General features: G+C 73.8%; 13 protein-coding genes and 1 pseudogene. 6 read left to right on the top strand and 8 right to left on the bottom strand.

All coding sequences use genetic code 11. From position 1 onward, the window contains the following. Window positions 1-90: 90 nt before the first annotated feature. Window positions 91-1,506, top strand: a pseudogene (locus tag ABT118_RS08785) (glycosyl hydrolase family 18 protein); the annotation flags it as partial. Next, window positions 1,495-2,151, top strand: a complete 657-nt coding sequence (locus tag ABT118_RS08780) for a carbohydrate binding domain-containing protein (protein WP_350646388.1) — start codon at window positions 1,495-1,497, stop codon at window positions 2,149-2,151. The pseudogene ABT118_RS08785 and the gene ABT118_RS08780, both read left to right, overlap by 12 nt. A 60-nt stretch (window positions 2,152-2,211) precedes the next feature. Here the strand turns inward: ABT118_RS08780 and ABT118_RS08775 are convergent, their stop codons facing one another. From ABT118_RS08775 to ABT118_RS08750, 6 genes are all read right to left on the bottom strand, one after another. Next, entirely contained in the window at window positions 2,212-2,940 is a 729-nt protein-coding gene (locus ABT118_RS08775; protein ID WP_350646354.1) for a DUF1295 domain-containing protein, read from the bottom strand. A gap of 50 nt (window positions 2,941-2,990) precedes the next feature. Beyond that, window positions 2,991-4,304, bottom strand: a complete 1,314-nt coding sequence (locus tag ABT118_RS08770) for a class I SAM-dependent methyltransferase (protein WP_502884503.1) — start codon at window positions 4,302-4,304, stop codon at window positions 2,991-2,993. After that, entirely contained in the window at window positions 4,301-5,056 is a 756-nt protein-coding gene (locus ABT118_RS08765) for a DUF1365 domain-containing protein (RefSeq protein WP_350646027.1), read from the bottom strand. The genes ABT118_RS08770 and ABT118_RS08765 overlap by 4 nt, the downstream gene beginning before the upstream one ends. Next, window positions 5,053-6,375, bottom strand: a complete 1,323-nt coding sequence (locus ABT118_RS08760) for an NAD(P)/FAD-dependent oxidoreductase (RefSeq protein WP_350646026.1) — start codon at window positions 6,373-6,375, stop codon at window positions 5,053-5,055. Before ABT118_RS08760 ends, ABT118_RS08765 begins: the two co-directional genes overlap by 4 nt. Window positions 6,376-6,471: 96 nt before the next feature. After that, complete coding sequence (locus ABT118_RS08755; RefSeq protein ID WP_350646025.1) at window positions 6,472-7,215, bottom strand: anti-sigma factor; 744 nt, start codon at window positions 7,213-7,215, stop codon at window positions 6,472-6,474. After that, window positions 7,212-7,796, bottom strand: a complete 585-nt coding sequence (locus ABT118_RS08750; RefSeq protein ID WP_350646024.1) for a sigma-70 family RNA polymerase sigma factor — start codon at window positions 7,794-7,796, stop codon at window positions 7,212-7,214. Before ABT118_RS08750 ends, ABT118_RS08755 begins: the two co-directional genes overlap by 4 nt. A gap of 220 nt (window positions 7,797-8,016) precedes the next feature. On the opposite strand from ABT118_RS08750, the gene ABT118_RS08745 reads away from it, so the two are divergent. Continuing rightward, window positions 8,017-9,144, top strand: coding sequence for a spore photoproduct lyase family protein (locus tag ABT118_RS08745; RefSeq protein ID WP_350646023.1), 1,128 nt, complete (start codon window positions 8,017-8,019; stop codon window positions 9,142-9,144). On the opposite strand, the gene ABT118_RS08740 is transcribed toward ABT118_RS08745, so the two are convergent. Then, window positions 9,145-9,618 (bottom strand): MarR family winged helix-turn-helix transcriptional regulator, encoded by a 474-nt coding sequence (locus tag ABT118_RS08740; RefSeq protein WP_350646022.1) that lies wholly within the window; start codon window positions 9,616-9,618, stop codon window positions 9,145-9,147. It abuts the gene before it with no gap. A gap of 87 nt (window positions 9,619-9,705) precedes the next feature. Between ABT118_RS08740 and ABT118_RS08735 the strand changes: the two genes are divergently transcribed. From ABT118_RS08735 to ABT118_RS08725, 3 genes are all read left to right on the top strand, one after another. Then, complete coding sequence (locus tag ABT118_RS08735; RefSeq protein ID WP_350646021.1) at window positions 9,706-11,811, top strand: MMPL family transporter; 2,106 nt, start codon at window positions 9,706-9,708, stop codon at window positions 11,809-11,811. 260 nt (window positions 11,812-12,071) lie between these two features. Continuing rightward, complete coding sequence (locus ABT118_RS08730) at window positions 12,072-12,710, top strand: transglycosylase SLT domain-containing protein (RefSeq protein WP_350646020.1); 639 nt, start codon at window positions 12,072-12,074, stop codon at window positions 12,708-12,710. A gap of 204 nt (window positions 12,711-12,914) precedes the next feature. Continuing rightward, entirely contained in the window at window positions 12,915-14,354 is a 1,440-nt protein-coding gene (locus tag ABT118_RS08725; protein WP_350646019.1) for a GuaB1 family IMP dehydrogenase-related protein, read from the top strand. A gap of 35 nt (window positions 14,355-14,389) precedes the next feature. Here the strand turns inward: ABT118_RS08725 and ABT118_RS08720 are convergent, their stop codons facing one another. Then, window positions 14,390-15,088, bottom strand: a complete 699-nt coding sequence (locus ABT118_RS08720) for a DUF5995 family protein (protein WP_350646018.1) — start codon at window positions 15,086-15,088, stop codon at window positions 14,390-14,392. Window positions 15,089-15,169 lie beyond the last annotated feature (81 nt).

Genomic DNA, 15,169 nt, shown 5'->3' with positions numbered 1-15,169 from the left:
GTACCCCTGGCGCGGGCGCTCCGCCACGGCTCCGACCGTGGCTGCTCAGTGGCACCGACCACCAACGTCCACACGTCTGTTGGAGAACCCATGCGCCTACGTAGAACGGCCCAGGCCCTGCTGGCCACCGTTGCCACCCTGGCCTCCTCGGCCGGCCTGATGACGGCGGGCACGACCGCCGCCCAGGCCGCCACCCCGCTGCCGACCCGAATATTCGCCCCGTACTTCGAGGCCTGGACCGGTGCCAGCCCGGCCGCGCTGGCCGCGCAGTCCGGCGCCAAGAACCTGACCATGGCGTTCCTGCAGACCGCCAGCAAGGGCTCCTGCACGCCGCTCTGGAACGGCGACGTCTCGATGCCGGTCTCCTCGGCCACCTTCGGGGCCGACATCGCCACCATCCGGGCCAACGGCGGCGACGTGATCCCGTCCTTCGGCGGCTACACGGCGGACAACACCGGCACCGAACTCGCCGACAGCTGCACCGATGTGAACCAGATCGCGGCGGCGTTCGAGAACGTCATCACCACGTACGACATCAGCCGGATCGACCTCGACATCGAGGACAACTCGCTGACCAACACCGCCGGCATCGACCGCCGGAACAAGGCGATCAAGCTGGTGCAGGACTGGGCGGCGGCCAACGGCCGGTCGATCCAGTTCTCGTACACCCTGCCGACCACCACCAGCGGGCTGGCCGACAACGGCCTCCGGGTGCTGCGGAACGCGATCAGCAACAACGCGCGGATCGACGTCGTCAACCAGATGACCTTCGACTACTACGACAACGCCGCGCACAACATGGCGACCGACACCCAGACCGCCACCACCGGCCTGTACAACCAGCTGGCGCAGCTCTACCCGACCAAGACCCCGGCGCAGCTCTGGGGCTCGATCGGCATCATCGAGATGATCGGCATCGACGACTTCGGTCCGGCCGAGACCTTCACCGTGGCCAACGCCACCACCGTCTACAACTGGGCGCTCTCCAAGGGCGTCAACACGCTCTCGTTCTGGGCGCTCCAGCGTGACAACGGCGGCTGCGTCGGCACGGCGGGCTCCGACAGCTGCTCCGGCATCAGCCAGGGCACCTGGGACTTCACCAAGATCTTCGCGCCGTACACCAGCGGCACCACCACTCCGGTGAACGACTTCTCGGTCGCCGCCGCCCCGGCCGCCGGTTCCGTGGTCGCGGGCTCGGGCACCACCGCGAGCATCAACACGGCCGTCACCTCGGGCTCGGCGCAGAGCGTCGCGCTCACCGTGACCGGTGCTCCGGCGGGCGTCACCGCGACGGTCAACCCCGGTAGCGTGAACGCCGGTTCGGCCGCGACGCTGTCGATCACCACCACCGCCGCGACGGCGCCGGGCAGCTACCCGCTGACCGTCAAGGGCACCGGCGCGTCCGGCAGCCACACCGCCACGTACACCCTGACGGTCACCGGCACCCAGCCGGGCAACGACTTCTCGCTCGCCGTCAGCCCGGCCGCGGGCTCGGTGGTGGCCGGCTCCGGCACCACCGCCGCGCTCGCCACGGCGGTCACCTCGGGTTCGGCGCAGAGCCTGGCGCTGACCGTGACCGGTGCTCCTGCGGGCGTCACCGCCACGGTCAACCCCGGTACCGTGAACGCCGGTTCGGCCGCGACGCTGTCGATCACCACCACGGCCGCGACCGTCCCGGGCAGCTACCCGCTGACCGTCAAGGCGACGGGTGCCTCGGGCAGCCACACCGCCACCTACACCCTGACCGTCACCGGCACCAGCAACCCGACCGGCCTGGTCAACGGTGGCCTGGAGACCGGCAGCCTGGCCCCGTGGACCTGCCAGACCGGCGGCGCGGTGGTCTCCACCCCGGCGCACAGCGGCACCAAGGCCCTCCAGGCGGCGGCGACCGGCTCGCAGACCGGCCAGTGCGGGCAGACCGTCACGCTGGCGCCCAACACCAGCTACACGCTGACCTCCTGGGTCCAGGGCAGCTACGCCTACGTCGGTGTGAGCGGCGGTGCGACGGCCAGCACCTGGACGCCGAACGCCACCACGTGGACCAAGCTCACGGTCCCGTTCACCACCGGCGCCTCGGGCACCGTCACCGTCTACCTGCACGGCTGGTACGGCCAGGGCAGCGTCTACGGCGACGACTTCTCGATCGCCTGATCCACGCATGAACGGTGGCCCGGCCCCCGGCTTCGCGCCGGGGTCCGGGCCACCGGCAGGTCAACTCCGGTGCGGCGGCCGGGGGAAGAAGCCGCTGGTGCGGGCGGTGTACTCGGCCCAGCCGGGCTTGTCCGCGCTCAGGCCCCGCTCGGCCATCGGCTTGCCGCTGCCGTAGGCGAGCAGCCAGTTCATCAGCAGCGGGCTCAACAGGGCGGCCCAGCCCGCCGGGTGGTCGGCCGCGAGCAGGAACAGGCCCCACCAGACGCAGGCGTCGCCGAAGTAGTTCGGGTGCCTGGTCCAGGCCCAGAGGCCGGTGGTCAGCAGCCGCCCCCGGTTGGCCGGATCGGCCTTGAACCGGGCCAACTGCCGGTCGCCGACCGCCTCGAAGGCCAGCCCGACGGCCCAGAGCGCGACACCGGCGGCGGCGAGCAGGCCCGGCGGGTCCGGCAGGTACTGGGCCACCTGGACCGGGATCGAGACGAACCAGAGGATGCCGGCCTGGAGCAGGTACACCTTGCGCAGCGGGTACCAGGGCCCCGGCCGCCCGGCCAGCATCCGGGCGTACCGGGGGTCCTCCGGCGCTCCCCGGGACCGCCGGGCGATGTGGACGGACAGCCGCAGGCCCCAGACCACCACCAGCGCGGTAACCAACAGCCGCCGCCCGGCGTCCCCGTGGCCCGCCGACAGGCCGTACCCGGTCAGCGCCACGGCGGCGAAGCCGAGGCCCCAGGCGATGTCGACGCCCCGGTGCCGGCCGGTGCGCAGGCCCACCGCGAACGCGGCCAGCATCACCGCCAGGGCCGCGCCCAGGGTGGCGAGCAGGTTGAGCACGAAGGGGTTCACCGCCCGTCCTCCCGGGTCAGCAGCAGCTGCCGCACGTCCAGGTAGCCGGTGCGGAACCCGGCCTCGGAGTAGGCCAGGTAGAGCTCCCACATCCGCTCGAAGACCGGGTCGAAGCCGAGCGCCGCCACCTCCTCGGACCGGTCGGTGAAACGTTCCCGCCAGAGCCGCAGGGTCTCCGCGTAGTGCGGGCCGAAGCCCTGATCCTCCGTCAGCCGGAGCGAGGAGTGCCGGGCGGCGGCCTCGGCCAGGCCCTCGGTGGAGGGGATCTGGCCGCCCGGGAAGATGTACTTGAGGATCCAGGTGTAGGTGTCGGTGGTGGCCAGCATCCGCCGGTGCGGCATGGTGATCGACTGGAGCGCGACCCGGCCGCCGGGGGCCAGCACCCGGTCCAGGGTCGCGAAGTAGGCGGGCCAGTAGGACCGGCCGACCGCCTCGATCATCTCGACGCTGACCACCGCGTCGTAACTGCCCTCCGCCGAGCGGTAGTCGCAGAGCCGGACCTCGGCGCGGTCGGCGAGACCGGCCTCGGCGATCCGGCGGCGGGCCAGCGCGAGCTGTTCGGCGGAGAGGGTCAGGCTGACCACCCGGGCGCCCCGGCGGGCCGCCCGGATCGCCAACTCGCCCCAGCCGGTGCCGATCTCCAGCACGGTGCGGCCGGGGCCGACCCCGGCCAGGTCGAGCAGCCGGTCGATCTTGCGGTGCTGGGCGGTGGGCAGCGCCGCCCAGTCCGCCAGCGGCGCCCCGCTCGTCAGGTCGGTCGGGAAGAGCGCGGCCGAGTAGCTCATGGTGCGGTCCAGGAACAGCGCGAACAGGTCGTTCGAGAGGTCGTAGTGCCGCTGGATGTTGCGCCGGGTGTACCGGCTGCTGCCGCGCTCGGTGGCCGGCGGCCGCTGGACGTACAGCCGGCGCAGCCAGTGGGTGCCGGGCGGCACCAGCGCGGCCGGGTCGGCGGCCAGCGCGGTGAGCAGGGCGACCAGGTCGGGGGAGTCCCAGTCGCCCGCCTGGTAGGACTCGCCGAAGCCGATCAGCCCGCCCGCGCCGATCCGGCGGAGGAAGTCCCCGGGCCGGTGCAGCCGCAGCACCGGCGCCCCGGCCGGGGCGGCCACCATCGGGCGCCCGTCCGGGAGTTCGACCCGCAGGCCGTGCCGACGGGCGATCCGGGCCAGCAGCCGACCGGCCACGGCGGCCCGCAGCGGTGCGGCCGGCACCCTGGCCACGTCCGGCCAGCGGGCGGGGTCGGCCCCGGCTCCGGTCCGGGCGGGGTCGGTCCCGGCGGGGAGGGCGGCGGTCGGGTCTGCCACGGAAGTCACGACGGTGGTACCTCTCTGCGGTGGACGGGCAGGCCGCGCAGCAGCAGCCTTATGCCCTGGTAGCGGATGTGCAGGCTGACGGCGAAGGTCGCGAACGGGTGCCGGAGCACGGCCGCCAGCAGCGAACGGGCGGTCGCCGGGCGGCCCTCGCCGTGCACCGTGGCGGTGAACGCCGGGGCGCCGGACCGGTCCAGCCGGACGGTCAGGTCCAGCCGCCCGGCCGGTTCGGGCAGCCGCATCCGGTAGCCGCCGTCGACCGGGAAGAACGGCGAGACGTAGAACTCCTTCGGGGTCTCCGTCTGCTCCGGCCGGAGCAGGTAGCGGTGGTGCTGCCCGTAGGTGTTGTGCACCTCGGCGACGGTGCAGACCGGGTTGCCCTCGGCGTCCCGGCACCAGTAGACGGTGAGCGGGTTGAAGACGTGGCCGAGCGAGCGCGCCTGGGTGAGCATCAGCACCCGGCCGCCGCCGAGCCGGACGCCCTGGTCCGCCAGGTACAGGTCGAGGTTCTGACGCAGGCTCAGCCGGGGGTCGCCCGGGTGGTCGGCGGCCCGGAACCGGGCCAGCGGGCGGAGCAGGGCCGGCACCGGCGGCAGGCGGTCCAGGTCGACCAGCCAGAGGCTGGTGCGGTGCGCGAAGGCGTGCCGCAGCGGGGTGGTCCGGACGTGGGTGATCCGGGTCTCGTACAGCGTCGCGCCCCAGGGGCCGGGCAGGTCGGTGCCGGGCGGTGCGGTGGCGGGCGGGGCGGTGGTCATGCCGTCACCCCGAGGACGCTCCGGGCGGCCTGCACGCCGGAGCGGCAGCCGTCCTCGTGGAAGCCCCAGCCGTGGTACGCCCCGGCGAACGCGGTCCGGCCCAGCGAGAGTTCGGGCAGCCGGCGCTGGGCGGCGACGGTCGCGCCGGTGTACACCGGGTGCTCGTAGACCGTCCGGGAGAGCACGTGCTCGGCGGCCACCGGGTGGTGGCGGTCGTCGTTGAGGGTGACCAGGTAGTCCTCGTCGGTGTCCAGGCCGAGCAGCCGGTTGAGGTGGTAGCTGACCTGGACCCGGTCGGCGCTGCCGTGGCAGTCGGCCATCAGGTAGTTCCACGAGCCCCGGGCCCAGGCCGCCCGCGGCAGCCGGGAGGCGTCCCGGTGCAGCACGGTGGGGTTGCGGGAGTACGTGAACGCGCCGAGCACCTCGCGCTCGGCCGGCGTCGGGTCGGCCAGCAGGCGCAGCGCCTGGTCCGCGTGGGTGGCCACCACCACCGCGTCGGCCGGGAACCGACGGCCGTCGCCGGTGCTGACCGTGACCCCGTCCGGGTGCCGGTGCACCGCGCGCACCGGCGCCGAGCAGTGCACGGTGGGGAGCCGTTCGGCGATCCGCTGGACGTAGGTCTGCGAGCCGCCGACCACGGTCCGCCAGCTGGGGGAGCCGGTGACGCCGAGCATGCCGTGGTTCTCCAGGAAGGCGAACAGGTAGCGGGCCGGGTAGTCGCCCGCCAGGTCGGGCGCGCAGGACCAGACGGCGGCGACCACCGGGGTCATGAAGTGGCTGACGAAGTACTCCGAGAAGCCGCCGTCGGCGAGGAACTCGCGGAGCGAGGGGTCGCCCGCCCCCGGGGCGGCCAGCAGCCGCCGGGCCCGCCGGTGGAAGCGCGGCACCTCGGCCAGCATCCGCAGGTAGCGGCCGTGCAGCACGGTGCTGGGCCGGGCCAGCAGCCCGGCCGGGCCGCGGGCCCCGGCGTACTCGAGACCGCAGCCCTCGCACCGGACCGACATGCTCATCTCGCTGTCCCTGGTCTGCACGCCGAGCTCGCGGAACAGCCGGGTCAGCTCCGGGTAGGTGCGCTCGTTGTGGACCAGGAAGCCGGTGTCCAGGGCGAGTCGGCGTCCGTCCAGGGCGGTGGCGGCCTGGGTGTGGGCGTGTCCGCCGAGCCGGGCGTCGGCCTCGAACAGCTCCACCTCGGCCCCGGCCCGGCGCAGCTCGTACGCGGCGGTCAGACCGGCCACGCCGGCTCCGATCACCGCCACCCGGCGGCCGCCGGGGCCGGAGCTCTGGCGGGTGCTGGTCGAGCTGGTACCGGTGTAGGTCACGGGGGCCCTCCGAGGCTCCGAAGTACTGTTCTGCACCAGTACTTCGGAGCCGGGGCGGGCGCGGATTGCTCCGATCGGGGACCGGCCGTGGGCCGGTCAGGTGAACGGCAGCAGCAGCACCGGCGTGCCGCTCGGCCGGCTCGACCCGCCGCTGGGCTCGACCGTGACCCCGATCCCGGCGGCTCCGCCGATCGCCCCGTCCAACAGCAGGGCACCGTCGGTGGCCGGCATCAGACCGGCCGGGCGCATGGTGCCCGCGTCGTTGAACCACAGCTCGTACGTACTGCCGGCCGGCAGGGCCGGCATCCCGGCGGCCAGGAAGGCGGCCTGGTTGCGGCTCTGCGACCAGACCACGGTGCCGACGCCCGACCCGGCCGAGCCGGTGCTGGTGCGGGCGTCCGGCGCGGTCAGCAGCGACTCGAACCCGGCCTGGCGCTCCGTCAGCCGGGCCGCCTGCGCCCTGGCCTGCTCGGCCTGCTGGTGCTGCTGGACGGCGACCCCGCCGAGCAGCACGGCGGCGGCCACCGAGGCGGCCAGCGCCAGCCTGGGCAGGGACCGCCCGAACCGGCCGCGGCGGCCGTCGTCGTCCGGGGCCGGGATGTGCGGCGGATGCTGACGGACCGACGGGAGCCGGTCCAGCACCTGCTGCCGGAGCGCGGCCGGCGGTACGGCGGCCTCGGCCGCGCCCAGCCTGGCCAGGGTGGCGGCGAACTCGGCCACCTCCTCGGCACAGGCCGGGCAGGCGGCCAAGTGCCGTTCGAACGCCGCCCGTTCGGGCCCGTCCAGCGCGTGCGCGGCGTACGCGCCGGTGGACGTGTGCAGATCGGGTGCGATGGTCATGTCCCCACCCCCAGGCAGTCACGCAGGCGGATGAGGCCGTCCCGCATCCGGGTCTTCACGGTACCGAGCGGGACCGCGAGCAGCTCGGCCACCTGCGGGTAGCTGTACCCCCGGTAGTAGGCCAGGGTCACCGACTCGCGCTGGATCTCGGTCAGCATCTTCAGGCAGCGCCGGACCTGTTCGCGCTCCAGCCGCCCTTCCACCTGCTCGGCCACCTCGTCGAAGACCGGGGCGTGCTCGCGGGCCGCGACCTTCTGCTCCCGGTCCGCGGCCGCCTGCACGGACCGGACCCGGTCCACCGCCCGCCGGTGCGCCATCGTCAGCACCCAGGGCAGCACCTCGCCGCGCTCGGGCCGGTAGCGCGCGGCGTTGCGCCAGACCTCCAGCATCACCTCCTGGGTCACCTCCTCGGACTGCGCCGGGTCCCGCAGCACCCGGCGGACCAGACCGAACACCGGCGCGGCGACCGCGTCGTAGAGCCGGCCGAAGGCGTCCTGGTCCCCGAAGGCGGCCTTGGCCACCAGCTCCTGGAGGTCGGGACCCCGGCGTTGCGGGCCGGAGAGGTGGACGACGCTGTTCACCTGGCCGCCTCCCGGTCGGGGCACGGGCCGGTACGGGGCATGCGGTTACCTCCAGAGCTGCCGGCGGGCGGTCCCACCGGTCCGGGCGGACTCGACACCAGTGCTTCGGAGCCGCGACCGGATCGGATGGGTGCTTCCGTCGGGACATTCGTACCAGTCCGCCGGGCGCTCGGCTCCGAAGCACCTGTGCACCCGTCCGCGCTCCCGGAGGTCCACCGCCGTGCCGTCCGCCGTTCCGTCCGATGCCGTCCCACCCTCCGCCGTCCGGTCGGAGCCGCACCGCCCGCGTCCGTTCCGTCCGCTCGACATCCGCGAGATCCACGCCGAGCCGGAGGCGCTCGCCTCCCCGCGCGGGCGCCAGGTGGTGCAGCGCTTCCCCGGCGCCCGGATCGTCGAGGTCGCCTCGCACTGGGGCATCCCCGACCTGCACGGCAACGAGGGCAACGTCGAGCGCTGGGCCAGGATCAAGAGCGAGGTGCTGGTCCTCGGGGTGAAGAAGTCGCTGACCGCCCGCCCCAACGGCCGCTCCGCCGACTGGATCGCCCCCAGCTCGGCCAACGGCTGTGCGCTGGCCTGCGCCTACTGCTACGTGCCGCGCCGCAAGGGCTACGCCAACCCGATCACCGTCTTCACCAACATCGACCGGATCGTCGGCTACCTCGGCCGGCACGTGGCCCGGCAGGGCCGCAAGCCGGAGCCGAACCAGTGCGACCCGCAGGCCTGGGTCTACGACATCGGCGAGAACAACGACTGCTCGGTGGACGCGCTGGTCTGCGACAACACCGCCGACCTGATCCGGGCCTTCCGCGACTGGCCGACCGCCAAGGCCTCGTTCGCCACCAAGTGGGTCAACCGCGAGCTGCTCGACCTCGACCCCCGGGGGCGGACCAGGATCCGGTTCTCGCTGATGCCCCCCGCCGACGCCCGCCTGCTGGACGTCCGGGCCGCCCCGGTGCCGGACCGGCTGGCCGCCGCGCCGGACTTCGTGGCGGCCGGGTACGAGGTGCACTTCAACCTCTCCCCGGTGGTGCTCCGGCCGGGCTGGCAGGCCGACTGGGCCGAGCTGTTCAGCCGGATGGACGACCTGCTGCCGACCGCGGTCAAGCGGCAGGCGGCGGCCGAGGTGATCATGCTGACCCACAACCAGGGGCTGCACCAGGTCAACCTGGGCTGGCACCCCAAGGCCGAGGAGGTGCTCTGGCAGCCCAACCTCCAGGAGGCCAAGCGCTCGGAGAACGGCAGCTGGAACGTCCGCTACCGGGTCGGCCGCAAGGCCGAGGCACTCGGCGAGCTGCGCGATCTGATCGAGCGTCACGCCCCCTGGCTGCGGGTCAGGTACGCGTTCTGATCAGCCCTCCCGGCGTTCCGTCCTGAGCTGCTCCAGCTCGGCGGTCATCCGGCCCAGGAACCGCACCACCACGGCGAGTTCGGCCTCGCTGAACTCGCTCCGGACCAGCTCCGTCCGCTCCGCCACCGGTCCGAACCAGCGCCCGGCCATCCGGGTCGCGCCGGGATTGTGCTGCACCCGGACCTGGCGCCGGTCGGCGGCGTCCCTGGTCCGCCGCACGTGCCCGGCCCGCTCCAGCCGGTCCAGTACGGCGGTCACCGCACCGGAGGTCAGGGCCAGCTCCTCGCGCAGCCTCCCCGGGGTGACGCCCTGGCCGCCGCCGGTCCGCAGGATCGCCAGCAGCGCCTGGACGTCGGTGCTGTGCAGGCCCTGGGCGGCCGCGAAGTCATGGCCGAGCAGGTTCATCTCGGAGGCCAGCCCCTGGAGCAGCAGGGCGAAGGCCCGGCTGTCCGGCGACGGCTGCTGCTCGGCCAAGGCGACCTTCCTGGTAGCGGAGCCCCAGCCTAGCGGCCCGGTCCGGCCGGTCCGGATCGTGCTTTATCTCAATCATCAAGTCTCTCGATGATTGAGATACTCTCCTCCGGTCGACCCCTCAGCCGAAGGAGCACCCCCGTGCGCGCCCGACGACTACTCGTCCCGCTGGTTCTGCTCACCCTGTGGCTCGGCCTGGGCGGAGCCTTCGGCTCCTACGCCGGCCGCCTCTCCGAGGTCTCCACCAACGACGGGGCCGCCTTCCTGCCCCGCAGCGCCGAATCCACCGAGGTGGCCCGGCTCGCGGCCCGGTTCCAGACCGGCGCCACCCTGCCGGTGGTGATCGTCTGGGAGAGCCGGGACGGCCGGGTCGACGCGGCCCGGCAGCAGGGCGCCGAGCAGGCCGTCCGGGCCGCTGCCGCCGTGAACGGCGCGACCGGCCAGGCCTCCCCGGTGCTCACCTCCGCGGACGGCGCGGCCCTGCAGGCCGTGGTCCAGCTCCGCGCCGACCTCGGGAAGGGGACGGCCGACAGCGTCCGGGAGATCCGCGAACTCGCGGCCGCGGTACCGGGATCGGTGGCCGGCGTGGCCGGGCCGGCGGCGCTGCAGGCCGACCTGTCCGGCGCGTTCGCCGGCATCGACGGCCTGCTGGTCGGGGTGGCGCTCGGCGTGGTGCTGGTCATCCTGCTCGCGGTCTACCGCAGTCTGCTGCTGCCGCTGCTGGTGATCCTGGGTGCGGTGTTCGCCCTCGGGGTGGCCTGCGCGGTGGTCTACGTGCTGGCCGACCACGGCGTGGTGCGGGTCGACGGCCAGGTCCAGGGCCTGCTGTCGATCCTGGTGATCGGCGCCGCCACCGACTACGCACTGCTGCTCTCCGCCCGCTTCCGCGAGGAACTCGGCGTCCAGGGGGACAGGTTCGCCGCGATGCGGACTGCCTGGCGCCGTTCGGTCGAACCGATCGCGGCCTCCGGGGCCACCGTCGCGCTCGGCCTGCTGGTGCTGCTGCTGTCCGACCTGACCAACAACCAGGCGCTCGGCCCGGTCGGTGCGATCGGCATCGTCTGCGCCGTGCTCTCCGCCCTCACCTTCCTGCCCGCCGCCCTGGTGCTGCTCGGCCGGGCCGCCTACTGGCCCAGCCGTCCCCCGGCCGGGGAGGCGGCGCGGGCCCACGGCGTCTGGCGCCGGGTGGCCGCCGTGGTGGCCCACCGCCCCCGGGCCACCTGGGCGCTCTCGCTCGCCGCACTGGTGGCCTGCGCCGCGTTCGCCCCGCTGCTGGACGCGCGCGGCGTCCCGCAGAGCGAGCTGTTCGTCAAGGAGCAGCCCTCGGTGGCCGCCCAGCGCCTGCTCTCGGCCCACTTCCCCGGCGGCTCCGGCAACCCGGCGGTGCTGCTCACCGGGGCCGCCGGCGCCGACCGGGTGGCGGCCGCCGCCGCGGCCGTCCCCGGCGTGGCGGCGGTGCGCCCGTACACCGGCGGTGCGCCGACCGGCCCCGCCCGCGAGGTCGACGGCCTGGTGCGGCTGGACGCCACCCTCGCCGACCCGGCCGACAGCGACGCCGCGGTGCGCACCGTCCAACGCCTGCGCGACGCGGTGCACGCCGTGCCCGGCGCGGACGCCCGGGTCGGCGGCTACACCGCGCAGCAGTACGACACCCGGACCACCGCCCGGCACGACCGGACGGTGATCGTGCCGGCCGTGCTGCTCTGCATCCTGGCCGTGCTGGTGCTGCTGCTGCGCTCCCTGCTGGCGCCGCTGCTGCTCGCGGCCACCGTCGCGCTCTCCTACCTGGCCACGCTCGGGGTCTCGGCCCTGGTGTTCCCGCACGTCTTCGGCTTCGCCGCGACGGATCCCTCGGTGCCGCTCTACGGGTACGTCTTCCTGGTCGCGCTGGGGGTCGACTACAACATCTTCCTGATGACCCGGATCCGGGAGGAGTCCTCGGTGCACGGCACCCGCGAGGGCGTGCTGCGCGGGCTGACCGCCACCGGCGGGGTGATCACCTCGGCCGGGGTGGTGCTGGCGGCCACCTTCGCCGCGCTCGGGGTGATCCCGCTGGCCTTCCTGGCCCAGATCGCCTTCATCGTGGCGTTCGGTGTGCTGCTGGACACCCTGCTGGTGCGCTCCCTGCTGGTCCCGGCCCTGGTGTACGACCTCGGCAACCGGGTGTGGTGGCCGGCACAGTTGCGCCGGAGGTAGGCGGGGCGGGGGTGGCAAGGGGACCAAGGGCCCCGGAATCGGGGCCCCTCGGGGGACGTGACCTTCTTCACCGCCGGGGCGCCGACCGGGCTGACCGATCGTCAGCCCGGTTTCCCGGCAGCCGAGTTGGTGTCAAGTGTGGCGTCCGTCATGCCCGGAGCGGTGCTTGCCGGGCGGCGCCGCTTCCCGCAGTCTCGAAAGCGTGCCCCGCTGAGCGGTGGCCACTTTCCCCCCACCCCCCCGCCCGGAGGTACTGCGTCATGCGTGCGTTCAACCAGGTCGTCAACCGCGTCGGCAAGCCCCGAATACGCTACGACCGGCTGCCCAACCAGGTGCTCGGCCTCGGTGTCGCGGGTGCGATCGCCCTGACCGCGGTCCTCCCGTTCAGCCAGGCGATGGCGTCCCAGCCCGCCGACGCTGCGCAGCCGGTCGCCGCCGCGGCCCCCGCCGCCGAGCCCGCCGCGGCCCCCGCCGAGGCCCCGGCCCCCGCTGCCGAGGCCCCCGCCCCGGCTGCTGCCGCCGAGCCCGCCGCCCCCGCCGCCCCGACCTACGCGGACAACCTCGACGGCTGGATCCACCAGGCCCAGGACGTCCTGCGCGCCGCCGGCAAGCCCGTCCCGTCCTACAAGGCCATGTACGCCACCGCGATGGCCGAGTCGACCGGCAACCCGAAGGCCGTGAACGGCTGGGACTCCAACGCCTCGGCCGGCACCCCCTCGATCGGCCTGACCCAGATGATCCAGCCGACCTTCAAGGCCTACGCACTGCCCGGCCACACCGACATCCGCAACCCCGTCGACAACCTGGTGGCCAGCTCGCGCTACACCGACGCGGTCTACGGCGGCATGGACAAGATGGCCGCCGCCCGTGGCTACGGCTCGCACTGGAAGGGCTACTAGGCCTTCCGCCTGTAGGTTCCTCCAGCAATACGGCTACGCCACCCGGGCGAGCTTGTGCGGATCATCAACGATTCCGTGTGAACTGGCTTTCGACCTGGGTATCGGTTTGTATTGACGGTTGGGTGCGGGGCGCCCGAGTGCGCCCGGCGGTCAGACCGCAACCGCACCCGAGGTCTACCTTCTCCCAGCCAGAGAGCCCTTTTCATGCGCTTCCTGAACGACATGTCGCCCGCCTACGACCTGACGTACGACGACGTCTTCATGGTCCCGAGCCGTTCCGCGGTGGGCTCCCGGCAGGGTGTCGACCTCTCCTCGAACGACGGCAGCGGCACCACCATCCCGCTCGTGGTCGCCAACATGACCGCCATCGCCGGCCGCCGGATGGCCGAGACCGTGGCCCGCCGCGGCGGCCTGGTCGCCATCCCGCAGGACATCCCGACCGAGGTCATCTCCGACGTCATCGGCTGGGTCAAGCAGCGCCACCTGGTGCACGACACCGCGCTCACCCTGGCCCCCGGCGACACCGTCGCCGACGCCCTGTCGCTGCTCCCCAAGCGGGCGCACAACGCGCTCGTGGTGGTCGAGGACGGCAAGCCGGTCGGCGTCGTCACCGACTCCGACTGCCAGGGCGTGGACCGCTTCACCAGCCTCTCCGAGGTGATGTCGCGCGACCTCGTCCTGATCGAGGAGGGCATCGACCCGCGCGCCGCGTTCGAGAAGCTCAACGAGGCGCACCGCAAGCTCGCCCCCGTGATCGACGCCGAGGGGAAGCTGGTCGGCCTGCTGACCCGCAAGAACGCGCTCCGCGCCACCCTCTACACCCCCGCCACCGACGCGGCCGGCAAGCTGCGGATCGCCGCCACCGTCGGCATCAACGGCGACGTGGCCGGCAAGGCCAAGGCGCTGCTGGAGGCCGGTGCGGACGTGCTCGTGGTGGACACCGCGCACGGCCACCAGGAGTCGATGATCAGCGCGCTGCGCGCGGTGCGCGGGCTCGACCCGCAGGTCCCGATCGTGGCGGGCAACGTGGTCTCCGCCGTCGGTGTCCGCGACCTGGTCGAGGCCGGCGCGGACATCCTCAAGGTCGGGGTCGGCCCCGGCGCGATGTGCACCACCCGGATGATGACCGGCGTCGGCCGCCCGCAGTTCTCCGCCGTGCTGGAGTGCGCCGCCGAGGCGCGCCGGCTCGGCAAGCACGTCTGGGCCGACGGCGGCGTCCGGCACCCGCGCGACGTGGCGATGGCCCTGGCCGCCGGTGCCTCCAACGTGATGATCGGCTCCTGGTTCGCCGGCACGCTGGAGTCGCCCGGCGACCTGCACACCGACGCCAACGGCCGCCAGTACAAGGAGAGCTTCGGCATGGCCTCGGCCCGCGCCGTGCGCAACCGGACCTCGGAGGAGTCGGCCTACGACCGTGCTCGCAAGGCGCTGTTCGAGGAGGGCATCTCCACCTCGCGGATGTTCATCGACCCCACCCGCCCGGGCGTCGAGGACCTGATCGACTCGATCATCGCGGGCGTCCGCAGCTCCTGCACCTACGCGGGCGCGCGCAGCCTGGAGGAGTTCCACCAGAAGGCGATCGTCGGTGTGCAGAGCGCGGCCGGCTACGCCGAGGGCAAGCCGCTGCACTCCAGCTGGGCCTGATCCGCAGTCCGCTCCGGCCGCAGCCGGGTCACCGCTCAGGCGGTGACCCGGCTGCGGCCGTTCAGCGGGGTGAGCAGGGCCCGGCCGACCATGCCGACCGAGCCGTCCAGCGAGGCCCGGAACGCCGGTCCGACGAACGGCACGTCGCGCAGCTCCCACAGCGCCAGGGCGCTGGCCCAGGCCGCGTCCCTGGCCCGGTCGATGCTCCAGACCCCGATCACGTGCAGCAGCGGATCGGCCAGGTCCATCGCCTCGGGGCCAGGCAGCAGCTCGTCCCTGACCCGGTCCTCCACCTGCGCCAGCAGGGTGTTGATCCGCAGGTAGTCCGCCTCGACGTCCCGCGGCTCGCGGCCGAGCGCCAGGCAGAGGTCGACCACCGAGAGCGGCAGGTCGTTCTCGATGTGCGCGTTCATCCCGGCCAGCGCGAACTGGAGCGGATGGATCCCCCGGTGGCCGCGCAGCTCGAACAGCGGCCGCCAGCAGGCGGCCGGACGCCGCCCCTGCGCCGCCGCGTCCACCGCCGCCAGCCAGCGCCCGGCGAACACCCCGTCCAGCCGTGCGGTCGCCGCCGGGTCGTCGAAGTAGGTTGCCGCCAGCCGCTGTTGCACCAGCTCGGTGACGGTCAGGTACATCCCGTTGAAGACCGCCACGCCGTCGCCGAGCGGCAGCGACGCCTGCAACTGCCGCATCCGCTCGATGACCTGATCGACCGTCGGGACCTGTTCAGTGGCCATGCGTCCCAGACTGCCACCCGCCCGGCCGCACGGGAACCCGGCTCGCCCGGCCGTCCCCACCACGGCCGCTGCCCGGTGGGG

The sequence above is a fragment of the Kitasatospora sp. NPDC002040 genome (genome assembly GCF_040296785.1).
GTDB lineage: Bacteria > Actinomycetota > Actinomycetes > Streptomycetales > Streptomycetaceae > Kitasatospora.
This window is presented reverse-complemented; position numbering and strand designations above follow the sequence as displayed.

What these genes read in the sequence shown, in the direction of transcription:
- ABT118_RS08775 (WP_350646354.1), bottom strand. Translation starts at nt 2,940, where the DNA reads ATGCTGGCCGCGTTCGCGGTGGGCCTGCGCACCGGCCGGCACCGGGGC.
- ABT118_RS08765 (WP_350646027.1), bottom strand. Translation starts at nt 5,056, where the DNA reads ATGACCACCGCCCCGCCCGCCACCGCACCGCCCGGCACCGACCTGCCC.
- ABT118_RS08755 (WP_350646025.1), bottom strand. Translation starts at nt 7,215, where the DNA reads ATGACCATCGCACCCGATCTGCACACGTCCACCGGCGCGTACGCCGCG.
- ABT118_RS08735 (WP_350646021.1), top strand. Translation starts at nt 9,706, where the DNA reads ATGATTGAGATACTCTCCTCCGGTCGACCCCTCAGCCGAAGGAGCACC.
- ABT118_RS08730 (WP_350646020.1), top strand. Translation starts at nt 12,072, where the DNA reads ATGCGTGCGTTCAACCAGGTCGTCAACCGCGTCGGCAAGCCCCGAATA.
- ABT118_RS08725 (WP_350646019.1), top strand. Translation starts at nt 12,915, where the DNA reads ATGCGCTTCCTGAACGACATGTCGCCCGCCTACGACCTGACGTACGAC.
- ABT118_RS08720 (WP_350646018.1), bottom strand. Translation starts at nt 15,088, where the DNA reads ATGGCCACTGAACAGGTCCCGACGGTCGATCAGGTCATCGAGCGGATG.